The following is a 23,082-nucleotide window of genomic DNA, read 5'->3' as shown; positions in this document are numbered from 1 at the left end:
TCCTTTCGCGGACAGGGCGCCGCTCATTCCTTGCTCGATCCGGCGAGCATCCCGGACACCAGCGTGCGCTGCGAGAAGAGGAAGAGCACCAGCACGGGCAGGATGGCGATGACGATGGCCAGGGCGAGTTCCGGGATGGTGATGTTCAGGCCGGCTCCGGCGACCGGATTGAACGACGGTGTGGAGGTGAGGAGTTGGTTCAGGCCCACCTGGACGGGGAACTGCTCGCTGTTCGGCAGGACGAGGTAGGGCAGAAAGAAGTTGTTCCAGTTGCCCACGAAGCTGAAGAACGCGACCAGTCCGATCACCGGCTTGGCGAGCGGGAGCGCGATGCGTGCGAAGAGCTGCCACTCGGTGCAGCCGTCGATGCGCGCGGCGGACAGCAGGTCCCTGGGGAGGCTGCTCCCGAAGTAGATGTAGACCAGGTACACGCCGAACGGATAGAAGGAGAAGGGGAGTATCAACGACCAGACGGTGCCGATGAGATGGAAGCGGTTGAGCTCCAGGAAGATCGGCAGCACCAGGGTGGCCTGCGGCATGATCATGGTGACCAGGGTGATCACGAGGAGTGTCTTGCGGCCCCGGAACTTCGTCAGCGCCAGCGCGTAGCCGGCCGGGACGCTGACGGCCAGCGTCAGGACGAGTGAACCGCCCGAGTAGATGGCCGAGTTGAGCAGCCACCTCGTCATGGCGCCGTCCTGGAAGGCGAACAAGTGCCGCCAGGCCGTGCCTATTTGATGGAACGAGCCGAAGGAGAGCGGGTTGTCCCGCACCACTTCGCCGGCGGTCTTCGACGGTGCCAGCAGCAGCCAGATCACCGGCAGGACGAAGAACACCAGGAGAAAGGCCAGGAGGAGTCCAACTACCAGGAAGGGGAGGCTCTTTGACGGGCGGACGCGTCGCCTCATGGCCGTCAGGGAGAGAGTCGTCTGTGTCATTTCTCGTCCAACGTGAACAGGTTCGAGCGGGCGACCAGGAGACCGGCGGCGAGGAGGCCCACGGCGAGGAGGACGACGGAGATGGCGGCGGCGCCGTTGAAGTCGCCCTGCTGGAAGGCGTAGACGTACGCCAGTTGGTTCGGTGACCAGGTGGGACTCACCCTGCCGAGGCTGGCGGTCTGGAGGAGTTGGGGCTCCACGAACAGCTGGGTGCCCGTCGCGAAGGCCATGATCGCCATGTAGACGATCCACTGCCGGATCATCGGGATCTGGATGTGCCAGGCGGTGCGCCACGGACCCGCGCCGTCCATGCGGGCCGCTTCCAGCACCTCGTCGGGGATGTTGTTCAATGCCCCGTACATCACGACCATCCAGCCTCCTGCACCGGTCCAAAAGGCGATCAGCATGAGGATCAGCGGCAGGTTGCCGGGCGCCAGGACCTCGGCGAACGTCTTGAACCCCAGGGCGGTGAGCAGCCGTGACACCGGGCTGACATCGGGGTCCAGCATGAACAGCCAGACCAGCACGCTCGCCACTCCGGCGAGGGCGCCGGGGATGTAGTAGAGGAAGCGGAAGAGCGCCGAGGTGCCCGGACGCACCCGGCTGCGCAGGATCACGGCGGTCAGCACGACCACGACGACGAGCGTCACCAGCCACATGACCAGATAGATCAGCATGTGGGTGAAGGCCGGGGCGAAGCGGTAGTCCTGGACGACCTTCGTGAACTGGTTGAGCCCGGTGAACTGGCCCCGGTCGTTGGTGAGCGACAGGTAGAACGCGTACCCGGTGGGGAAGACGCCGAACGCGAGCAGCAGCACCGCGTACCCGGCGACGAAGAAGTAGCCCGCGCGACCGCGGCCCGTGCGCCGCGGTACGGTGCCGCGGCGCACGGGGGAGACGGTGACGCGCTCGGTCTCCAGCAAGGTCACTGACCGACCACCTTGTAGCCCTGGGTCTTCGCCTCGCCGGCTATCTCCTTCTGCCAGGCCGGCAGCGTCTCGGTCAGGCTCTTTCCGGCGGTCAGCGCCGGGAGGACGACGCTGGACCAGGCGGTGGAGTCCGAGAACCTGGTGTTCGACCAGCCGGTCCACACCTCGTTCGCGGCCTGCTCGAACGCCCCGCTCACGTCATTCGCGAAGTAGTCCTTGTTCGCCGGGTTGGCCAGCCATGCCTTCGCGGCCTGCGTGTACGCCGGGTAGGTGGGCGCGGTGGCCTGGTTCGCGTCGGAGGTGGTCAGCCAAGTCACCAGGTCCGAGGACGCCTTGAGGTTGGCGCTGTGCGAGGACACCATCCACACACCGCCGCCGACGTTGCCCGTGGCCGCCGTGCTCTCGCCCTTCCAGGTCAGCGGGGCCGCCGCGGCGATCTGCTTGGCCGGAGTCTTGAAGCCGGCCTTGAAGAGGTACTGGCCGTACCAGGAGGGGCCGTAGGCCATCAGTACCTTGCCGCCGCTGTTCTTGGCGAAGCCCTGGCTGAAGAAGCCCTGCGTGGCGACGGCCTTGGCGCTGATCAGGTGGTCCAACAGGGTCGCCATCCGGGTGCACTTCGGGTCCTGGAGGTCGGTGCGCAGGGTGTCCGGCTTCGTCAGGCTGAACGCCGGGCACTGGCCCGACCAGAAGTACGACTCATGGGAGTTGGTGTCACCGACCGAGCCGACGAGGTAGCCGGGGTGCTCCTTGGCGACCTTCGTGCCGAGGGCCTCGTAGTCCTCCCATGTGGTGGGGACCTGGTAACCCCACTTGTCCATGAGGGACTTGTTGTACCAGAGGACGACCTGCGCGATGTCGTTGCGCATGCAGTAGGTGTGGCCGTTGAACTGACAGGGCGTCAGGGACCCCTTGGCGAAGCCGTCGAGCGTGCTCTGCGGGACGAGCTTGTCGTCCAGGGGCGCGGCGAACGGCTGTGCGCCCGGCTTGGTGGCCTCCGACGCCCAGGTCACGTCGGTGGGCGAGCCGAACACCACGTCCGGCCAGCCACTGCCGGTCCGGTCGAACAGCTGCACCTTCGACTGGAGGTACGTCGATCCGTCGGCCCCGCCGTCGTACGTGACGATCTTCATCTTCACGTCCGGGTGCGACTTCTGGTACGCCTGCACTGACGGCAGCCGGGTCGAGTCGGCCCACACCGTGATCTGTGAACTCGCCTTCTGCGCAACGGGCTTGAACGCCGACTGCTGGGAGGCGGAAGGGGTGGTGTCGGCGCTGGCGCAGCCGGCCAGGGCGGCCGCGGTGGCCAGGGACAGCGTGACGGCAGCCGCGCGGAGCAGCGAGTGACGCCGGCCGGTTCTCGGAGATCGGGAAGACTCCATCGTCTTGCCTTGCCTTTCTGTTCTTGCGCCGCTCAGCGCGGTTGCTCGACGAACGGCAGGAGTTGGCTGCCGTAGCCGAAATCGAGGGGGAGGGCTATGCCGGGCCCCGTGGGGGCGTGCACCAGGCCCTGGTCGTCCACGTGGCGCTCCCGGACGACGTTCACCGAGGTCACCAGGGACTCGTAGTAAGTGGTGTTGGAGATGGCCATGCACAGGTGGTGGTTGGGGATGTCCGAACCGTGCACCTCGGCGCGCAGCCGGTAGGCGTCGGCGAGATGCGCGGTGCGCATGGCGCCGGTGATGCCGCCCCGGAGGGTGGTGCCGGCCCGGACACCGAAGGTGGCGGCACCGGAGCGGATGAAGTCCGCCGCGTTCATGTGCGCACCGTCGGAGGTCTCGGCCACCAGAAGCGGTACGTCCACGACCTCGGCCAGCTTCTGGTACGCGGAGATGCTGAACTCCCGCATCGGCTCCTCGTACCAGAGGTAGTCGGCCTCGGAGAGCGCCCGCCCCAGCCGGATCGCGTCGGGCAGGTCGAAGCCCGCCGAACCGTCGTACATCAGCGGGACGTCGGGACCGACGTGCTCGCGCAGGGCCAGGCACAGTTCCGCGTCACGGCGGGCGTCGCCCCAGGCGTGCAGCTTGATGCCCCGGTAGCCCAACTCCAGGCACTGGTCCGCCACATCGAGGAACTCCGCGATGCCGGCGAACGTCGAGGTGGAGGCGTAGGCGGGGATGGCGTCCCGGAATCCGCCGAGCAGGCGCCAGACCGGTTCGCCGTGGTAGCGGCCGGCCAGGTCCCACAGGGCGATGTCGATCAACCCCAGGGCGGGGAGCGGGAGTTCGTGGATACGGTCCAGCTCCCACACCCGGTGCCACAGCCACTCCCGCTGGAACGGGTCGGCTCCGACCAGCTCCGGGCGGAAGACCCGGTCCACCAGGTCCCGCAGCATGGAGTGGGCGCCGGGACGGGCGAACACCGCCACGCCCTCGGCTCCCTCGTCGGTCCCGATGTGCAGGACCGCGCCGTCGCCCACCGGAGCGCTTCCGCTCAGCCCGTCGCGCCAGCGGAAGGGCGGACTGGCTGCCGGAACGTCGATCCGGTGCACTTCGACATGGGTGATCTTCATCCTGGCTTTCGTCTTCTGTAGGGAGAAAGGTTTCGGCTCGGAGGCGGAGTACTCGGACGCGGAGCACCCGGAAGCGGAGTACTCCGCATCGGAGTGCTCAGAAGCCGCCGTACGCCTGGAGCGCGTAGACGCTGCCGCCGTTGCCGCTGGAACCGGTGACGGTCAAGCGCAGGAAGCGTGCGGTGACGGGGGTGTCGGCGAAGGCGTAGTCGGTCCGCGCGGTGGTGCTCTCGGCTGTGTGGTCCTCGAACGTCGACCAGTTCTGGCCGTCGGTGGAGTACTCCAGGCGGTACTTGTAGCCGCTGGGCAACTCGAAGGTGGTGACCACGGTGGAGACGGCGGTGTCCTTGCCGAGGTCGACCTGGAGCCAGGACGGGTCGGGCAGTCCCAGGCCCTGCGCCCAGCGGGTGGAGAGGTCGCCGTCGACCGCCTTCGCCGGGGCGTAGCCCTCCGACTGGGAGGACGCGGTCGCCGTCCTGTTCAGGGCCAGGTCGTCGTCGGCCGGGGTGGTGACGACCGCTGCCTTGCTGGGGGCGGAGGCGTTCAGCGCCTCGTCGCGTGCCACGACGGTGAAGGAGTACGACGTGGCGGCGGTCAGGCCGGAGACCCGCAGGGTCGTGGCGTCGGTGACAGCGATCCGCTTGCCGTCCTGGTAGACGACGTAGCTGGTCACGCCGGTGTCGTCGGTGGCCGCGGGCCAGCTGACATCGACCAGGCCGGGCAGCAGCGGCTTGACCGTGGGCTGTCCGGGGGCGGTCGGGGCGGTGTGGTCCGTGACGGTCCTGGGAGTGCCGTAGACCTGGAAGTCGTAGATGCTGCCGCCGTTCCAGTTGGAGCCGGTGACGGTCAGTCGTACGAAGCGGCCCGCGACCGGGGTGTCCGTGTGGGCGTAGTCGGTCGCCGCCGTGGTGTTCGCGGCGGTGCGGTCCGCGAGGGTCTTCCAGTGGACCTCGTCGGGGGAGACCTCGATGCGGTACTTGTAGCCGCTGGCCTTCTCGAAGGTCGTGATCGCGCCGTTCACGTCGTACGACGCTCCGAGGTCGACCTGGATCCAGGAGGGGTCGGGCAGGCCCAGGCCCTGGGCCCAGCGGGTGGAGAGGTCTCCGTCGACCGCCTTCTCCGGGATGTTGGCCTCCGAGTACGACGAGGCGGTGATGGGCTTCTTGAGGGCGAGGTCGGAGCCGGACGGCATGGTGACCGTGACCGTCTGGCTGGGCTGGGACTCGTTGCCGGCGGCGTCACGGGCGGTGACCTTGAAGGAGTACGTCTTCCCGGCGGTCAGGCCCGGGAGGCGCACCGAGGTCTTGCCGGTGGCGCTGACCAGCTTGCCGTCGCGGTAGACGGAGTAGCCCGTGACCGCGGTGTCGTCGGTGGACGCGGGCCAGGTGAGATCCGCGATCGTCGGGAAGGCGGTGACCGCGCTCGGCGTGCCGGGCCTGCTGGGCGCCTGGTGGTCGGGGACGGCGGGGTCCGGGTCGAGGTGGCGGTAACTCGCTTGCAGGCCCGCGTTGTTGACGATGGAAGCCGGCAGCTGGGCGCAGGAATCCACCGTGGTGTTGCCGGTGATGGTGCTGCCCGTGCTGTTGGCCTGGGTGGAGTAGGCGGGCTGGGTGGTGAAGTTGCCGGTGGCGTCGATGTCCATGCCGTGGTTGAGGAACAGCCACTGGTAGGCGACGTCGCACAGGGCGTTGCCGGTGTTCGTCCAGTACCGGCTGCCCTCGTCGTGGTAGATCGCGCCGTAGGCGGGCGGCGGTGTGCCGTGGATGTAGTTGCCGGACACCACACCGCCGGGGTTGGAGCTCAGCGTGTAGATGGCACCGCCGTCGGCCTGCGACTTCATGATGTCGTAGATCTCGTTGTCGGTGACCTCGGTGTCGCGGCTGGTCGTGGGGGTGTCCCAGATCGGAACGCCCAGATTCCCGGGGTAGTTGGTGTCGCCGCCCTGGTCGGTGAGGCCCCAGCCCCAGCCGACGGATATGCCGGTGTACGGCAGGTCGTAGACCTTGTTGTGGGTGATGGTGGTGTGGTCGGTGTAGCCGGCCAGGATGCCGATGGAGCCGTTGTACTGGTCGGCGACCTTGGTGACCACGTTGTCGGCGACCCTGGTGTCCTTGGTGATGTCGCGGGGGTCGTCGGGGTGGGCGTCGATCACCTCGACCCCGCCGATCTGGATGCCGGTGGCGGCGATCTGGCGGAAGACGTTGCCCGTGATGTCGGTGCCCTGGGTACCGGTGTTCAAGTTCAGCCCCACCGCGCCGAGATGGGTGAAGGTGTTGCCCTCGAAGCCGATGCCGTGGCCGTGGCTGACATTGACGGCACCCGGTGTCTTCTGCCACTTCAGGCGGGTCGCGTCGAAGGTCGGGTCGTTGCCGACCATCCGGAAACCGGCCTGGCCCTCGATAAGGCCTTCGGAGGAACTGGGCGCGAGCCAGGTGGAGTCGGAGAAGGTGATGCCCTGGAACGACACGTCGCTCACCGGGGCGGTCCTGGTGCCGTCGAGGTCCACCAGGTCCTGCACGAGCGGCACGGTGACTGTCGAAGTGGACAGGTTCTGGCCGGACTTGGGCATGTAGTAGATCTCGCCCGCGCCCTTGTCCAGGTACCACTCACCGGGGGTGTCCAGCAGCTCGCGGGCGTTCTCCAGCCAGGTCGGATTCTGGATCTCCTGACCCTGCTGAAGATGCGCGTTGTGCCAACAGGGCTGCTGCATCGTCATCTTGTTGTCGGCGATCGACTGCACGGGGCAGCGCATCAGCTTCCAGCCCCAGGAGCTGACGACCTCCAGGTCCGAGGGACGCTTGTACGCGTTGAGACCGGAGTCCGTGAAGGCGTAGCCGGTGGACGTCTGGCTGAACCCGGCGGGGTTCTTGCCGCTGCGCGCCCGGGTCTCCAACTCGCCGTCCACGTACAGCTGTCGGGTGTCGATGGCACCCACCTTGGCCTTGTAGACCTTCCCTGCCGAGTCGGCCGGGGTCCAGCCGGTGACCTGCTTTCCCCCGCTGATCACCGGGTGCGCGCCGGGCGCGGCCTCGTAGAAGATCCGGTGTCCGTCGCGGCCGGAGTCCCGGGCGGTCAGGGCGAAGGTGCGGCTGAGCCGGTAGGTGCCGGACAGGAGCCGGACATGGATGTCGCCCTTGGCCTTCTGCTTGACGTCGCGTACGTAGTCCCGCGCGTGGTCGAGGGTCTTGAAGGGGTGGGTGGCGGTACCGGAGCCAACGTCCCGGCCGGTCGGGGAGACATAGACATCGAGGTCCGGCGACCTGGGAGCCGCGTGGGCCGGCACGGCGTTCAGCAGGGCTGCCACGACGGCTGCCGAGCAGACGGCCGTGAAACTTCTTCGCAGCGGCACGAAGGCGCCCCTGCGCGCAGACGGATGAGACACACCTATCCAATCGCCTGAGGGAGGTTGATACCTGCAAGTCCCGGTCGTCCACCGGGACTTGCAGGGCGTCGGGCGGCCCGATCGCCGTGCCGCGGCACATGCGGGGTCGGCCGGATCTACGGGCTGCCGCCTCGGCGTACGGCGGTGGAGCCCGGGTGCTGCCACCTATTGAGAGCGCCCCGGAGGTCCCTCGGGGGCCGGGTGAGCGTCGGTACTGAACAGCCGGCCGCGAATCTTGTTCTCGAACTGGCTCTGCGTGGTGCCGATGTGTTCCACCATCAGCCGCTCGGCGAGATCGGCCGCCCCCGCGGCGACCGCCTCCGCTATGGCCACATGCTGATGTGCGGCGACCTCCAGCGATCCGGGCACGTCACCGTGGAAGAGCAGCACGTCGGACTGGGCCGCCAGGCGGCGCACGCCGGCGACGCTCGCCCGCAGGAACACGTTGTGCGAGGCGGCGCCCACCGAGTCGTGGAAGGCCGCGTCCGCCTTGGCGAAGGTGTCCACGTCGTTCATCGTGGCCGCCGTCAGGGAACTCTCCGCGCTCTCCCGGATGGCCCGGACCTCGATCGGTGTGGCGTGGGAGGCGGCACGGCGTGCTGTCTCCGACTCGATCACCTTGCGGTAGTCCAGGAGCATGCGGACGTCTTCCATGCCGGTCGGCCGGAAGTGCGAGAGTTCGTCGTCCAGCAGTCCGCCGACCGAGGCGGCGACGAAGATGCCGGCGCCCCGCCGCACCGTGAGCCGGCCGATGGCGGCCAGCACCTTCACGGCCTCGCGGGTGACATTGCGGGACGCTCCCAGGATCTGGGCCAGGCCCTGCTCCGTGGGGAGACGGTCACCGGGTCGCAGGTTCTGCTGGGCGATGTACTCCAGCAGTTGTTCCGCGACCAGTTCGTACCCCGGACGGTAGGCCGGTGTTGAGTCACCCAAGGCGAACCCCTCTTGCGTCACGAATGAATCAGGTTCATTTTCCGGGGCCAATATGGCACTGCGGTTGCGAGTTGGGAAGAGATCGGACGGATCTCGGTATGCGGCCCTGCGTAGATGCCGCTAAAAGCTAATGAACTGCGCATGTCTACCGAGGTGTTGCGTGAAATGGATCCCATCCTTAAGGTCCTGCCTGCCAGATGAAGCAGATCCTTCTCTATGCGGCGAGGGCCGTGGAAGCGGGAATCCCGTGAGGGCACGCCCACTCGGCCGTACGAGCGTCCAGGTCGGCACGCTGGGATTCGGTGCCGCCCCCATCGGCAATCTCCACAGCCCGATCGGCGACTCGCAGGCGCGGGCCACCCTCGATGCCGCCTGGGCCGCGGGGGTGCGCTACTACGACACCGCCCCGCACTACGGCCTCGGACTGTCCGAACGGCGGCTCGGCGACGCCCTCGCGCACCGCCCACGGGCGGAGTTCACCGTCTCCACCAAGGTCGGCCGGCTGCTGGAACCCAACCCGGCACCCACCGGATCCGACCTGACGGCAGGCGGCTTCGCCGTACCCGACACGCTGGTCCGCCGCCCCGACTACTCACGGGACGGCGTGCTGCGAAGCCTCGAAGGCAGCCTGAAACGCCTGCGGTTGGACCATGTGGACATCGCCTACGTCCATGATCCCGACGATCACCTGGACGCTGCCCTCGCCCATGCGCTGCCGGCGTTGACCGCGCTGCGCGACCAAGGTGTCATCGGCGCCGTCGGTGTCGGCGCGAACACGGTCGCCCCGCTGCTGCGTGTCGTCGCGGAGGCGGAGGTCGACGCCGTGATGGTGGCCGGGCGGTGGACTCTTCTCGACCGTACCGCGCGTCCCTTGCTGGACGCGTGCGCCGGGCGTGGGGTCGCGGTGGTGGCCGCCGCCCCGTTCAACTCCGGTCTGCTCAGCCGTCCTTACCCTCCGAGTGACGCCACCTTCGACTACGGGCCCGCCTCGGAATCGGTACTGCGTCGGGCTCGGCTTCTCGCCGAGGCGTCCGGTCGGCACGGCACCGCACTCCCGCACGCCGCCCTGCGTTTTCCGCTGCGCGACCCCGGCGTGGCCTGCGTGGTCGCGGGTTTCCGCACCCCGGAGGAGGTCGTGTCCGCCGCCCGCTGGGTGGCCACCGAACTGACCGAGGAAGCATGGCTGGACCTCGACACGGCAGCCGCGCGGGCGGCGGAAGTTCCGCCCTCATAACGTCAGCGAGTTGCGCATATCTGCAAGAAACTTGCAGTGGCTTGCGAATTGCATTCTTTACTTCGTCGGAATCTAGCGGGGTCGATGGGGTCTCTGTACGGTCGGGGCGCCGGTCTCCCCCCACTCCGTGAAGGAGCCTCCCATGCTGACGATCCTCAGACCCCGGCAACTGGCGGTGGCCGTCGTCGCCGCGGTCGGTGCGCTGTGCGTGTCCGTCTTACCGGCCGCCGCCACACAGCAGGCGCCGCCGAGCAAGGCCGTCGCGAGCGCGGCGGTGGGTGCGACGACGCCGTTCTCGGTCTATGAGGCCGAGGGGGGAACTCCCGGCGGCGGCGCGGCAGTTCGGTCGCTGGCCTCGGCGCCGACCACGCAGTACTCCAGCGCCGTCCTGGAGGCGTCCGGCCATTCCTATGTGCACCTGGGCGACACGGGTCAGTCGGTGCAGTGGACGAACACCACCGGGCAGCCCATCTCCTTCCTCAACGTCCGTGCCAGCATCCCGGATTCGGCCTCCGGCGGTGGTCTCACCGGCACGCTGAACCTGTACGTCAACGGCGTGTTCCGGCAGGCGCTGAACCTCAACTCCCGGCAGACCTGGGTGTACGAGGGCAACGGCAACTACAACACGAGCGACGACCAGAACCCGGCCGACGGCGACCCGAGGGTCTTCTGGGACGAGTCGCACACCTTCGTCACCGGGGCCCCGATCCCGGCGGGCGCCACGTTCTCGCTGCGGAAGGACTCCGACAACAGCGCGTCCTTCTACGACGTGGACTCCGTCGACGTGGAGAACCCGCCGGCGCCGCAGACGCAGCCCGCGAACTCGATCTCGATCACGAGCTGTGGCGCGGTGGCGGACAACAACCCGACCAACGGCGCGGCCGACAGCCAGGCCGTGGACAGCCGGGCCGCCATCCAGAACTGCGTCGACCAGGCCGAGCAACAGGGAAAGATCCTCTGGATCCCGCAGGGCACCTTCTACGTGAAGGGCACCGCGGGACTGGACGCACAAGGGATCACCATCGCGGGCGCGGGCCTCTGGTACAGCACGGTCTACCGTGACGTACCCGTCCCCAACTCCACTCCGCTGGCAGCCCTGTTCGACCTGACCTCCTGCACGGTGCGCGACTTCCACATCGACGCCAACGCCGTCAGCCGGAGCACCATCGGCGGGGACGGCGGCGCGATGGACACCACCGGCACCGACTGGGTGGCCGACGGCATCTGGACCCAGCACACCATGTCCGGCTTCTGGGCCTCCGGCACCGGCGGGACGGTGAAGAACAGCAGGCTGACGTCGATCTGGGCCGACGGGATCAACGTCAACAACGTGTCGCTGGGCGCGGACACCGGGAACGACCTGACGGTCACGAACAACTTCGTGCGCGGCACCGGGGACGACGCGATCGCCATCAACTCGGTCGCCTACAACACCAACAGCGACGGTTCGCAGACCCACTACAACCCGATGACCGATGTCACCGTCAGCGGCAACACCTCGATCGCGCCCTGGGGCGGCAAGGGCATCGGGATCTACGGCGGCAGCGGCCACCAGGTCAAGGACAACTACATCAGCGACACGGCCCGTTACATCGGCCTGGGCGCCGGCCGCTTCGGTGTCAACGGCAGCGACCTGCTCTCCGCGACCGTGACCGGCAACACCGTGGTCCGCTCCGGCGGCAACGCCTACAGCCAGGGCCAACCCGCTTTGCACGTCGGCAACGGCGGCGACGGACAGAACACCGGGACCGTCGACAAGGTCACGGTGACCGGCAACACGGTCACCGACTCCCTCTACGACGGCATCGCCTTCTCCACCTCGACCAACACCCTGCTCCAGGACAACACAGTCAACGCCCCGGGCCGCAACGGCATCGCGATCTCGCCGCCGTTCTACCCCGCGCCCACCGGCTCCGCGACGATAACCGGCAACACCGTCACGGGACTTGCCGCCGGCACCTCGGCCTTCGTCAACAACTCCACCGGATTCGTCGCCACGTTGAGCGACAACCACTGGCCGCCGACCGCTCCCGAGGGCCCCTACGGCGGCACCCCGGCCGCCGTGCCCGGCACGGTCCAGGCGGAGGACTACGACACCGGCGGCCAGGGGATCGCGTACAACGTCAACTCCGTCAACGGCAGCGCCAACTCCTACCGCGCCGACGGCGTCGACCTGGACAACACCTCGGACACCGGCGGCGGTTACAACCTCGGCTGGACCGACGCGGGACAGTGGTTCCGCTACACCGTGGACGTCGCCACGGCCGGCACCTACACCCTCGACCTGCGCGTCGCGGCCCCGTCCGCGGTGCCCGGCGCGCTGCACCTGTCGGACGCCTCCGGCACGAACCTCACCGGCGCCGTCGACCTGCCCGCCACCGGCGACTGGCAGACCTGGGGCACCGCGACCACGCAGGTGACCCTGCCCGCCGGTCGGCAGATTCTGACGCTCAATCAGGACAGCGGCGGCTGGAACATCAACAACTTCGCCTTCGCTACGGGGAGTAGCTCACCGTCGGCCACGCTCACCGCATCTCCGGGAACGCTCACCTTCGCCGCCCAGGCGGTGAACACGACCAGCGCCGCGCAGACCGTCACCGTCACCAACTCCGGTACCGCCGCCGCCTCGTTGGCCGGGATCACGGCCGGTGATGACTTCGCCCAGACCGACACCTGCGGCGACTCCCTTGCAGTCGGGGCGAATTGCACGGTGTCCGTCACCTTCACACCCACCGCCTCCGGCACCCGCACCGGCACCCTCACCCTGACCGGCAACCAGTCCAACAGCCCCACCACAGTGGGCCTTTCGGGCACCGGTACCGACACCGCCGGAACGAATCTCGCCGCCGGCAGGCCCACCAGGGAGTCCAGCCACACCGACGTGTACCCGTCGTCGAACGTGACGGACGGCAACCAGAACTCCTACTGGGAGAGCGCCGACAACACGTTCCCGCAGTGGGTCCAGGTGGATCTCGACTCGGCCCGGAGCGCCTCCCGCGTGGTCCTGCAACTGCCCGCCTCCTGGGGTGCACGCACCCAGACCCTGGCCCTGGGCGGCAGCACCGACGGCACGACCTTCGTCACCCTGAAGTCCTCGGCCACCCACACCTTCGACCCGGTCACCAAGAACACCGTGACGCTCACCTTCCCCGCCACCACCGAGCGCTACTTCCGCGTCACCGTCACCGCCAACACCGGCTGGCCCGCGGGCCAGTTGTCCGAGTTCCAGGTCTGGAACGCCTGATCCTGCCCGCTTCCTGACTTCACTCTCCCCAAGGTGCCGCCGGACGATCCGTCCGGCGGCACCTTCGCGTGTGCGGACACCTGAGATCTTGCGGGATCCAAATTTGTTTGTTGCAAAGTCCTGTCGAGATATTGCGTGATCATGTCAACGATATTACGGTCCCCCATGCATCGTCACCGACCCCCCATCTCCCCTCCCTCTCTGGCGGCACCAGCGCGACAGTTCCGGCATTTCATTACGTAAGGAGTGGCACGTGTTCCATTCCATCCGAGACCTGAGACGAGCCCTCGTCTGGGTGGTCAGCACCGTGATGCTGGCCGCCGTGGGCGTGTTCGCTCTCGCTGTCCCACCCGCCGCGGCGGCGTCCACCGCCACCGGCGGCAGCGGCGCGAGCCTGCCCTACGTCGAGGTGCAGGCGGAGAACTCCGCCACCAACGGCTCGGCCATCGGCCCGAGTTACACCGCGGGCCAGCTGGCCGACGAGGCGTCGTACCGCAAGGCGACGACCCTCCAGGGCACCGGCCAGTACGTCACGTTCACCACGCCGGTGGCGACCAACTCGATCAACTTCCGCTACAGCATCCCCGACACCTCGGGCGGCTCGGTCTACACCGCCGCGCTGTCGCTGTACGTCAACGGCGTCAAGCAGCCCGACTTCACCCTGACCAACGCCTACAGCTGGTACTACGGCAGCTACCCCTTCACCAACACCCCGGGCAGCAACCCGCACCACTTCTTCGACGAGGCCCACCGCCTGTTCACCACCACCTATCCGGCGGGCACGACCTTCAAGCTCCAGGTCGACGCGGGGGACACCGCCTCCTCGTACACGATCGACTTCGCCGACTTCGAGCAGGTCGGCGCCGCCCTGACCGCACCCTCTGGTGCGGTGTCGGTGACCAGCAAGGGCGCCGACGCGACCGGCGTGGCCGACGCGACCAGCGCGTTCAACGCCGCGATCAGCTCGGCGGGCCCCGGCGGCACCGTGTGGATCCCGCCGGGCACCTTCAACATCCCCGGCCACATCAGCGTCAACAACGTCACGATCGCCGGCGCCGGCATGTGGTACTCGACCGTCACCGGCACGGCCCCCGGCTTCTACGGCAACTCCGCGCCCAACGCGAGCACCGACGTACGCCTCCAGAACTTCGCCATCTTCGGCAATGTCCAGGAACGCGACGACAGCGCCCAGGTCAACGGCATCGGCGGCGCGCTGAGCGACTCGACCGTCTCCAACCTGTGGATCGACCACATGAAGGTCGGCGCCTGGATGGACGGACCGATGGACGGCCTGACGTTCACCGGCATGCGCATCCGTGACACCACCGCCGACGGCATCAACTTCCACGGCGGCGTCACCAACTCGAAGGTGACCAACAGCGAGATCCGCAACACCGGCGACGACGGCATCGCCACCTGGGCGGACTCCGCCCTCGGCGCCGACGCCAACGACACGATCTCCAACAACACCGTGTCGCTTCAGATCCTCGCCAACGCCATCGCGATCTACGGCGGCCACGACAACACCGTCAGCGGCAACCGGGTCGTGGACACCGGCATCGCCCAGGGCGGCGGCATCCACGTGGGGCAGCGCTTCACGTCGACGCCGGTCGGCACCACCACCATCTCCGACAACACCATGGTCCGGGCCGGCAGCCTCGACCCGAACTGGCAGTTCGGCGTAGGGGCGTTGTGGTTCGACGGCAGTCAGGGCGCGATCACCGGCCCGATCAACGTGACCAACGCGCTGATCCAGCAGAGCCCTTACGAAGCGGTCCAGTGGGTCGAGGGCACCATCAGCGGGGTCAACCTCAACAACGTGACCATCGCCGGCACCGGAACCTTCGCCCTCCAGGAACAGACCGGCGGCGCCGCCAAGTTCACCAACGTCACGGCGACCGGCGTCGGTTACTCGAACCCGGTGTACAACTGCTCGGGCGGCAACTTCGTCATCACCGACGGCGGCGGCAACTCCGGCATCAGCGGCACGCCGTACTGCGGCGGCTGGCCCGCTCCGGTCTTCCCGCCCTATCCGTCGGAGGGCGTGACGGCCACCCCGGGCGCGCTCAACTTCGGTTCGGTGGCGACCGGTTCGACGAGTGCCGCGCAGACCGTGACGGTCTCCAACCCGACCAACACCGCCGCGTCCGTCTCGTCGATCTCGACCAGCGGCGACTACGCCCAGACCAACACCTGCGGCTCGTCGATCGCGGCGAACGGCTCGTGCACCGTCAGCGTGAAGTTCGCGCCGACGGCGACCGGCAGCCGCAATGGCGCGCTGACCGTCAACGCGGGCGGCACCACCAGCACGGTCAGCCTCTCCGGTACCGGCACCGCGCCGGGCCCGGTGCTGAACACCGATCCGGCGAGCCTGTCCTTCCCCGCCACGGTGGTCGGCTCGTCGGCCACCGCGCAGACCGTGACGGTGACCAACTCGGGCACCGCGTCGGCGACCGTCTCGGCCGTCGCGGCGACCGGTGACTTCAGCCAGACCAACAACTGCTCGACCCTCGCGGTCGGTGCCTCCTGCACGGTCACCGTCGGCTTCAAGCCCACCACGGGCGGAGCACGCGCGGGCACCCTGACCGTCACCAGCAACGCCAACAACAGCCCAACTGCCGTGTCCCTGACCGGCAGTGGCATCGACAGCACCACCAACATCGCCGCCGGGCGACCGGCATCGGCGAGTTCGAGCACGAGTCCCTACGTCGCCTCGAACCTCACCGACACGGACGCGTCGACGTACTGGGAGGGCACGGACGGTTCGTTCCCGCAGTGGGCCCAGGTCGACCTCGGCCAGAACTACGGCGTCGGCAAGGTCGTGCTCAAGCTCCCGCCGGCGACCGCGTGGTCGGCCCGTACGCAGACCCTGTCGGTGCAGGGATCGACGGACGGCTCCAGCTTCTCCACGCTCAAGGCCTCGGCCGGCTACACCTTCGACCCGAGCGCCAACGGCAACACGGCGACCATCACGTTCAGTTCGGCCACCGCGAGATACGTGCGGGTCAACATCACCGCCAACACGGGCTGGGACGCTGCCCAGTTGTCGGACTTCGAGGTGTTCCCGAGCGGGGGCGGCTCCTCGCCGGCGACCCTGTCGGCGGACCCGACGTCGTTGTCGTACGCCACTCAGGCGCTCAACACCGCCAGTAGCGCGAAGACGGTCACGGTGACCAACTCCGGTACGGCGGCGGCGACCGTCTCCGGCGTCACCGTCACGGGCGACTTCGCGCAGACCAACACCTGCGGTTCGTCGATCGCGGCGGGCGCCTCCTGCACGGTGAGCGTCACGTTCACGCCCACCGCGTCCGGCACCCGCGCCGGTGATCTCAGCATCGCCAGCAACGCGTCGAACGGCACGACCACCGTCGCGCTGACGGGCGTCGGCGCCGGCACGGTGAGCAGGAACCTGGCGGCCGGCGCGGCCACCACCGAGTCCAGCCACACCGACGTGTACGCGTCCTCGAACGTGACGGACGGCAACCAGGGCACCTACTGGGAGAGCGCCAACAACGCCTTCCCGCAGTGGGTCCAGGTTGACCTCGGTTCGGCACAGAGCGCGAGCCGGGTCGTCCTCCAGCTCCCCGCGACCTGGGGCGCCCGCAACCAGACGCTGTCCCTGTCGGGCAGCACCGACGGCTCCTCCTTCAGCACCGTCAAGTCGTCGGCGACGTACACCTTTGATCCCACCACCAACAACACGGTCACTCTCACGTTCAGCGCTACCACCCAGCGGTACCTCCGGGTGAACATCACGGCGAACAACGGCTGGCCGGCCGGCCAGATCTCCGAGTTCCAGGTCTGGAACAGCTGATCCGACCTGAGGGTGCCGCCGGGCGCAGGTACGAGCGCGCCCGGCGGCACCGACCACCGAGGAAAACCGAAGAGGAGTCCGGAGGAGTCCCGATGGGTGTCACACGCAGAGTCTTCTTGAGAGCCGCGATCGCGACCACGGCCGTAGGAACGGTAGGAGCGGCCGAGACTGTACTCGCCCCAGCCGCGTCGGCGGCCAGCGCGCCGGGCGATGTCGTCGGCAAGATCACCGTCGGCTACCAGGGCTGGTTCGCCTGCATCGGTGACGGTGCGCCCATCAACGGCTGGTGGCACTGGACCCAGAACTGGAGCCAGTCGCCGTCCCCGACCAACACCGGCATCAGCTGCTGGCCCGATGTGCGGGAGTACACCAACACGTACCAGACGTCGTACGCCGCCCTCGGCAACGGCCAGCCCGCCAAGCTGTTCTCGTCCTACGACCAGCAGACGGTCAACACCCACTTCCTGTGGATGCAGCAGAACAACATCGACACCGCCGCGCTCCAGCGCTTCAACCCCACCGGCGGCGAGGGCCCCACCCGCGACGCCATGGCGACCAAGGTGCGCAGCGCGGCCGAGTCGTACGCGCGGAAGTTCTACATCATGTACGACGTCTCCAACTGGACGAACATGCAGTCCGAGATCAAGACGGACTGGACGAACAAGATGTCCGCGCACACGGCGAGTTCGGCCTACGCGAAGCAGAACGGCAAGCCGGTAGTCTGCGTCTGGGGCTTCGGCTTCAACGACCCCAACCACCCCTTCACCCCGGACGCCTGTCTCGACGTCGTCAACTGGTTCAAGAATCAGGGCTGTTACGTCATCGGCGGCGTCCCGCGTGAATGGCGGACGGGCACCGGGGGCTCGCAGCCCGGCTTCTCGGGCGTCTACCACGCCTTCAACATGATCTCGCCGTGGATGGTCGGCGCCATCGGCACTGTGGGCGAGGCCGACAACGCCTACACCACGTACACCGTCCCCGACCAGGCCGACTGCAACGCCAACGGCATCGACTTCCAGCCCTGCGTCCTGCCCGGCGACGTCTCCGGCCGGCAGCGCGCGCACGGCGACTTCATGTGGCGGCAGTTCTACAACATGGTGCGGGCCGGGGTGCAGGGCATCTACATCTCCATGTTCGACGAGTTCAACGAGGGCAACCAGATCGCCAAGACCGCCGAGACCCAGGCCTGGGTGCCCACCAACTCCGGGTTCCTCGCCCTCGACGAGGACGGCACCGCCTGCTCCTCCGACTACTACCTGCGCCTGACCGGCGACGGCGGCCGCATGCTCAAGGGGCAGCTCGCGCTGACCCCAACTCGCCCCACCCAGCCGGTCGTTCCGAACGGAGGCGACACCACACCGCCCGCCGCGCCGGGCGGCCTGACCGTCACCGGGCACACCAGCGACTCCGTCTCGCTGAGCTGGAACACGGCGACCGACAACGTCGGCGTGAGCGGCTACCGCGTCCTGCGGGTCTCCGGCTCGACCAGCACCCAGGTGGGTACGACCGGCTCAACTGCCTTCACCGTCACCGGACTTGGCGCGTCCACCGCCTACACCTTCGACGTCGTCGCCTACGACGCGGCGGGCAACGTGTCCCAGCCCTCCGGCCAGGTCACCGTCACCACCGACGCGCCGTCCAGCACCACCAACCTGGCGCTCCACCAACCGACTTCGGAGAGCAGCCACACCCAGACGTACGGCTCGGGCAACGCGACCGACGGCGACACCAACACCTACTGGGAGTCCGCCAACAACGCCTTCCCGCAGTGGATCCAGGTCGATCTGGGCGCCGCTACCGCCGTCAAGCGGATCGTCCTGAAACTTCCCCCGGCCACCGCCTGGGCCACCCGCACCCAGACGATCTCCGTCCAGGGCGGCACGGACGCCGGTACCGCCACCCAGCTGCTCGCCTCGGCGGGCTACACCTTCGACCCGGCGACCGGTAACACCGCGACCCTCACGCTCCCCTCCACCGTCACCACCCGCTACGTACGGCTCAACATCACCGCGAACAACGGCTGGCCGGCCGGGCAGGTCTCGGAGTTCCAGGTCTTCGGCACCTGACTCCCTCACGTCCGACGGAGGGTGTTGCCAGGACCACCCCCGATCCGGTCCTCAGGCCCAGGGACCGGGAGTGTCTCCGACGGCAGGATTCAAGGCGTACCGAATCCACCACACGGAACCTCCGGGGGACCCCATGAACGAAATGTCGGCCAGGCGTCTGGCAGGCGGTGCCGGCATCGCCGCCGCCGTCGCTCTCATCGTCGAAGTGCCCCTGTACTTCGTCTACTCGGGCCCGCCGCCGGACGCCAACGTGCTGGCCCGGCTGCTGATCGGGATCGTCGCGCTGGCGTTCCTGCTCGTGTTCGTGACCGCGTTCCGCGAGCTGGTGAAGCGCGTGAATCCCGAGTACGAGTGGGCCGGTTCGATGGCGTTCACGGCGGGGCTGGTCTACACGACGATCACGCTGGTCTCCAGCGGACTGGAGGCCGGCGCGGTCATCGCCGCCGACCACCCGATCGACCCGACGATCGACGTCAGCGGCACTTACATCCTCTACGGGTCGATCTCCCGGCTGATGCTGGCGTTCTTCCTGACCGCGCTGGGCTTCGCCGTCTCCCGCACGGAACTGCTGCCGCGCTGGACCAGCAGGTCGGCCTACGTCCTGGCCGGGATCAACCTCGCGTTCGTACCCTCCCTGTTCTTCGGGAACACGCCCGCGCACTTCTACGCGGCGAACGGCTGGGGCACCACCGCCCTGATGGGCGCGATCCTCAGCTACTGGCTGCTGGCCCTGGGCATCTCCACCTACCGCAGCGCGAAGGCACCCGCGGCGGGCGCACTCACCTAGGTGTCCGGTGCGGGCCGAATACCCAGGGTGGGTATGGTGGCTCCATGGCCCGTCCCGAGCAGCCCGGTGGACCGCACTCTCGCGTGCGGTCCACCGGGCTGCTCGTCGCCGCCCTGCTGTTCGGCCTGCTCGGGATGCACGGGCTCGGGCCCGTTCCCATGGCCGAGCCCGCTCAGGGGCACACCATGACGGTGACGACCGTAGCGACGGGCGAGAAGGCGTCGACGCCGGACCCCTGTGATCACGACGCGGGCGACTGCGGCGGAAGCCACATGGCACACGCCGACGCGACCTGCGCCTCCGCGTCCGTCGCCGGGGCCCCGGCCGTGGTTCCGGTGCTGCAACCCGATGTGGCGGCCTGCGCCGAGGCGCCGGACGGTCGTACGTCCGGGACGGGCAGCGGTCCCGACGGGGGCCGGGCCCCGCCCTCCCTCTCCGAACTCCAACTCCTGCGGATCTAGAGCGGCCCGCGCGACACGTCACCGTGCGCGCACCGGCATGCCCTGAACGGATCCACACACCAGGAGTTCCACCATGACCGCACAGCGCAGGTTCGTCCGTCGTACCGTTCTCGCCGTCACCGCCTCGGTGGCCGCCCTCACGCTCGCCGCGTGCGGCAGCGACGGCGACGGCAAGGCGAGCGGCGGGACCGCGTCCGCCACCGCGACCGGTGGCCACAACGCCGCGGACGTCTCCTTCTCCAAGGAGATGATCCAGCACCACCGCCAGGCCGTGGAGATGGCCGGACTGGCCGCAGGCCACGCCTCCTCCGCGCAGGTCAAGAGCCTCGCCACGAAGATCGAGGGCGCCCAGGCGCCGGAGATCAGGACCATGTCCGGCTGGCTCACCTCGTGGGGCGAGCAGGTCCCGAAGGACATGTCCGGTATGGACTCCGGCATGAACCACGACATGTCGTCGTCCGCCACGCCCGGGATGATGAGCGACGCCGACATGGGCAAGCTGGAGAAGGCATCCGGCGCCGACTTCGACACCATGTTCCTCACCATGATGGTCGAGCACCACGAGGGTGCCGTCGACATGGCCAAGACCGAGAAGGCGGACGGGAGTTACGCCCCGGCCACCGAGCTGGCGGCCGGCGTGATCACGGCTCAGAGCGCCGAGATCAAGCAGATGGACAAGATGCTCGGCAAGAGCTGACACCACCACCGACGATGAGGGCGGGACCGGTCGGCCCCGCCCTCATCGTCGACTCAGGCCTCGTCGGCGGCTTCTCGCCGTCGCTTCTGCTCCTCGAACAGCCGCAGGAACTCCTTCGCCTGCTCCTCCGCCACGCGGCGCTGCTCGGTCTCCTCCTCGTTCAGGACCCGGTACTCGTCGAAGACGCCCTCCTCGCGGAGCTGTTTCTCCTGGACGGCGGTGGGGAGTTCGGGGTCGGGGTCGGAGGGGCGCGGGCCCTCGGGACCGTCGGGGCCGACGCGCACGAGGCGTTCCACGCGCACGATCCGCGTCCGGCAGCCGTCGATCACGATCTCGTCGCAGCGCTCGGCGTCGATCCGGTCGGCCAGCCGCCCGTACTCCGCCTTGGTCTCCTCGTCGAGCTGCTCCATGACCGGCGCCATCACCCGCAGATAGGTGGTGAGCGTGTCCCGCGACCCCTGTGGGCTCGCGTTCGTCATCTGCGTCGGCGCCCAGTGGCCGTCCGAGAACTCGGCCGCGGTGAACTCGGCGGGCAGCAGTACACCCCCGGGATGCGTCTCCAGGGCGCGCAACGAGTCCTTGCGTACGGCGGAGGGAGCGGTGCCCTTGGCGTGGACCAGGGAGAGGAGTTCCATGCGCAGGATGCCCTCGGACATTCCCGTCGGGGTGAAGGGGTCGATCACGAATCCCTTGGTACGGCCGCGGTATTCGTGGCCCTGTCCGACCTTCGCCGGGTCGGGGTCGGACGGCCGGGGCGGCTCCGGTCCCGTCGGTCCCATCCGGATGAACTGGTCGGACCGCACGATCCTGAACCGGCGCCCCAGCACCGTGAGTTCGTCCAGCGCCTCCCAGTCCAGCCGCTCCGCGTTCCGCAGCCATTCCCGCTGCGTCTCCGTGTCGCCCGCGTCCTCGGCGGCCCGCGCCTGTTCGCGGAAGGTCATGGCCATGGTGTCGCGGGCGCCCTGCGGGTAGGGGGTGGAGAAGAGGGAGACGATCTTCCAGCCGCCGGTCTCGATCTCCTCGGCCACACCGAATATCGCGCCACCACCACCGAGGACGTCCGGATAGGCCTTGCGGGCCTGCCACGCCTCCACGTCCGCGAGGGCAGCCGCCGGGGCGTCCGGCTGGGCTTCCATCCTGATCATCCGGTATCCGGGTACCTGATCACCGTGCTCAGACATGCATCCAGCATGCCCGGAGCGAGGGACGGTACGCGACGAATCAACGCAACCGGCACACCAGTTGAACTCGCGGGGCACGGGTTCCGGCCAGGTGTTCCGCCCCCCGGGGTGATAGACGTCGTTCATGAACAACTCGATCGTTTCCTCCCGTCCGGCCGGTGTCCGATGACCGCGGGCGCCGACACCCCCGACCGCCGGGGTCGCACCGGCCTGCACCGCACCGGCCTCGACCTGACCGGAAACCCGGGCGTCAAGGTCCGCGACGTGACCCTGCTGTCCAGCCACTGGTACGTCGAGCGGACCACGACCTTCGACTTCCGGCACGGCGACGGCACCTGGACCACCCAGGAACGCGAGACCCACGACCGCGGCAACGGCGCGACCCTGCTCCTCTACGACGCCGAGCGCGAAACGGTCCTGCTCACCCGCCAGTTCCGCTTCCCCGTGTACGTCAACGGCCACCCCGACGGCATGCTCGTCGAGACCCCGGGCGGCCTCCTCGACGACGAGGACGAGCACCCGGAGGAGGCCGTACGGCGCGAGGTGGTGGAGGAGACCGGCCACACCGTCGGCGAGGTCGAGCACGTCTTCGACGTCTACATGAGCCCCGGCTCGGTCACCGAACGCATCGGTTTCTACGCCGCGTCCTACGGCCCCTCGACCCGCACCCACGAGGGCGGCGGCCTCCAGGAGGAGGGCGAGGACATCGAGATCCTCGAACTGCCCTTCCGCAGAGCCCTGGAGATGATCCGCAGCGGCGAGATCGCCGACGCCAAGACCATCATGCTGCTCCAATGGGCCGCGCTGGACGGGCCGTTCGCCAAGTAGCCGCGCGGGGCCTTGACTTGAAGTGCGCTTCAAGAGGAAGACTCCCGTTCGTGCCCGGAGGACCGGGTGCGAACGGGAG

Annotated in this window: 15 protein-coding genes; 8 read left to right on the top strand and 7 right to left on the bottom strand. The window is 68.5% G+C overall.

From position 1 onward, the window contains the following. Nucleotides 1-23: 23 nt before the first annotated feature. The 6 genes from OG194_RS05455 to OG194_RS05430 all read right to left on the bottom strand — a co-directional run bounded on the left by OG194_RS05455 (nucleotide 24) and on the right by OG194_RS05430 (nucleotide 8,691). Nucleotides 24-938 (bottom strand): carbohydrate ABC transporter permease, encoded by a 915-nt coding sequence (locus OG194_RS05455; protein ID WP_327399697.1) that lies wholly within the window; start codon nucleotides 936-938, stop codon nucleotides 24-26. Beyond that, on the bottom strand, nucleotides 935-1,867 hold the full coding sequence (locus tag OG194_RS05450) for a carbohydrate ABC transporter permease (RefSeq protein ID WP_327399696.1): 933 nt from the start codon (nucleotides 1,865-1,867) through the stop codon (nucleotides 935-937). The genes OG194_RS05455 and OG194_RS05450 overlap by 4 nt, the downstream gene beginning before the upstream one ends. Beyond that, nucleotides 1,864-3,246, bottom strand: a complete 1,383-nt coding sequence (locus OG194_RS05445; protein WP_327399695.1) for an ABC transporter substrate-binding protein — start codon at nucleotides 3,244-3,246, stop codon at nucleotides 1,864-1,866. Before OG194_RS05445 ends, OG194_RS05450 begins: the two co-directional genes overlap by 4 nt. A gap of 32 nt (nucleotides 3,247-3,278) precedes the next feature. After that, complete coding sequence (locus tag OG194_RS05440; protein WP_327399694.1) at nucleotides 3,279-4,376, bottom strand: enolase C-terminal domain-like protein; 1,098 nt, start codon at nucleotides 4,374-4,376, stop codon at nucleotides 3,279-3,281. 97 nt (nucleotides 4,377-4,473) lie between these two features. Then, nucleotides 4,474-7,719, bottom strand: coding sequence for a discoidin domain-containing protein (locus OG194_RS05435; RefSeq protein WP_442811783.1), 3,246 nt, complete (start codon nucleotides 7,717-7,719; stop codon nucleotides 4,474-4,476). Between the two features lie 204 nt (nucleotides 7,720-7,923). Next, nucleotides 7,924-8,691 carry a FadR/GntR family transcriptional regulator gene (locus OG194_RS05430; protein ID WP_327399693.1) on the bottom strand — a complete coding sequence of 256 codons (768 nt, stop codon included), beginning with the start codon at nucleotides 8,689-8,691 and terminating at the stop codon, nucleotides 7,924-7,926. Nucleotides 8,692-8,938: 247 nt separating this feature from the next. On the opposite strand from OG194_RS05430, the gene OG194_RS05425 reads away from it, so the two are divergent. From OG194_RS05425 to OG194_RS05395, 7 genes are all read left to right on the top strand, one after another. Further along, a complete protein-coding gene (locus OG194_RS05425; protein ID WP_327399692.1) occupies nucleotides 8,939-9,925 on the top strand; it encodes an aldo/keto reductase in 987 nt (328 codons plus the stop codon). A 142-nt stretch (nucleotides 9,926-10,067) separates the two neighbouring features. After that, the gene (locus tag OG194_RS05420; RefSeq protein WP_327399691.1) at nucleotides 10,068-13,169 is read left to right on the top strand and encodes a carbohydrate-binding protein; all 3,102 of its coding nucleotides are present in this window, start codon (nucleotides 10,068-10,070) and stop codon (nucleotides 13,167-13,169) included. Nucleotides 13,170-13,422: 253 nt separating this feature from the next. Then, a complete protein-coding gene (locus OG194_RS05415) occupies nucleotides 13,423-16,983 on the top strand; it encodes a choice-of-anchor D domain-containing protein (RefSeq protein ID WP_327399690.1) in 3,561 nt (1,186 codons plus the stop codon). A 92-nt stretch (nucleotides 16,984-17,075) separates the two neighbouring features. Beyond that, nucleotides 17,076-19,049 (top strand): galactose-binding domain-containing protein, encoded by a 1,974-nt coding sequence (locus OG194_RS05410; protein ID WP_327399689.1) that lies wholly within the window; start codon nucleotides 17,076-17,078, stop codon nucleotides 19,047-19,049. Nucleotides 19,050-19,182: 133 nt separating this feature from the next. After that, nucleotides 19,183-19,836, top strand: coding sequence for a hypothetical protein (locus OG194_RS05405; protein WP_327399688.1), 654 nt, complete (start codon nucleotides 19,183-19,185; stop codon nucleotides 19,834-19,836). A gap of 44 nt (nucleotides 19,837-19,880) precedes the next feature. Continuing rightward, nucleotides 19,881-20,297, top strand: coding sequence for a DUF6153 family protein (locus tag OG194_RS05400; protein WP_327399687.1), 417 nt, complete (start codon nucleotides 19,881-19,883; stop codon nucleotides 20,295-20,297). A 73-nt stretch (nucleotides 20,298-20,370) separates the two neighbouring features. After that, complete coding sequence (locus OG194_RS05395; RefSeq protein ID WP_327399686.1) at nucleotides 20,371-20,994, top strand: DUF305 domain-containing protein; 624 nt, start codon at nucleotides 20,371-20,373, stop codon at nucleotides 20,992-20,994. Nucleotides 20,995-21,047: 53 nt separating this feature from the next. Here OG194_RS05395 and OG194_RS05390 read toward each other — a convergent pair whose 3' ends face one another. Then, nucleotides 21,048-22,175 carry a DUF5954 family protein gene (locus tag OG194_RS05390; RefSeq protein ID WP_327399685.1) on the bottom strand — a complete coding sequence of 376 codons (1,128 nt, stop codon included), beginning with the start codon at nucleotides 22,173-22,175 and terminating at the stop codon, nucleotides 21,048-21,050. A 165-nt stretch (nucleotides 22,176-22,340) separates the two neighbouring features. Here OG194_RS05390 and OG194_RS05385 point away from each other — a divergent pair, with 165 nt between their 5' ends. Then, the gene (locus OG194_RS05385; RefSeq protein ID WP_327399684.1) at nucleotides 22,341-23,003 is read left to right on the top strand and encodes an NUDIX domain-containing protein; all 663 of its coding nucleotides are present in this window, start codon (nucleotides 22,341-22,343) and stop codon (nucleotides 23,001-23,003) included. Nucleotides 23,004-23,082: the final 79 nt, after the last annotated feature.

This window comes from Streptomyces sp. NBC_01288, assembly GCF_035982055.1.
Classification (GTDB): domain Bacteria; phylum Actinomycetota; class Actinomycetes; order Streptomycetales; family Streptomycetaceae; genus Streptomyces.
This window is presented reverse-complemented; position numbering and strand designations above follow the sequence as displayed.

Excerpts from the sequence above, each read along its gene's own strand:
- OG194_RS05400 (WP_327399687.1), top strand. The coding sequence starts at position 19,881 with ATGGCCCGTCCCGAGCAGCCCGGTGGACCGCACTCTCGCGTGCGGTCC.
- OG194_RS05420 (WP_327399691.1), top strand. The coding sequence starts at position 10,068 with ATGCTGACGATCCTCAGACCCCGGCAACTGGCGGTGGCCGTCGTCGCC.
- OG194_RS05395 (WP_327399686.1), top strand. The coding sequence starts at position 20,371 with ATGACCGCACAGCGCAGGTTCGTCCGTCGTACCGTTCTCGCCGTCACC.
- OG194_RS05385 (WP_327399684.1), top strand. The coding sequence starts at position 22,341 with ATGACCGCGGGCGCCGACACCCCCGACCGCCGGGGTCGCACCGGCCTG.
- OG194_RS05390 (WP_327399685.1), bottom strand. The coding sequence starts at position 22,175 with ATGTCTGAGCACGGTGATCAGGTACCCGGATACCGGATGATCAGGATG.
- OG194_RS05410 (WP_327399689.1), top strand. The coding sequence starts at position 17,076 with ATGGGTGTCACACGCAGAGTCTTCTTGAGAGCCGCGATCGCGACCACG.
- OG194_RS05405 (WP_327399688.1), top strand. The coding sequence starts at position 19,183 with ATGAACGAAATGTCGGCCAGGCGTCTGGCAGGCGGTGCCGGCATCGCC.
- OG194_RS05455 (WP_327399697.1), bottom strand. The coding sequence starts at position 938 with ATGACACAGACGACTCTCTCCCTGACGGCCATGAGGCGACGCGTCCGC.
- OG194_RS05440 (WP_327399694.1), bottom strand. The coding sequence starts at position 4,376 with ATGAAGATCACCCATGTCGAAGTGCACCGGATCGACGTTCCGGCAGCC.
- OG194_RS05445 (WP_327399695.1), bottom strand. The coding sequence starts at position 3,246 with ATGGAGTCTTCCCGATCTCCGAGAACCGGCCGGCGTCACTCGCTGCTC.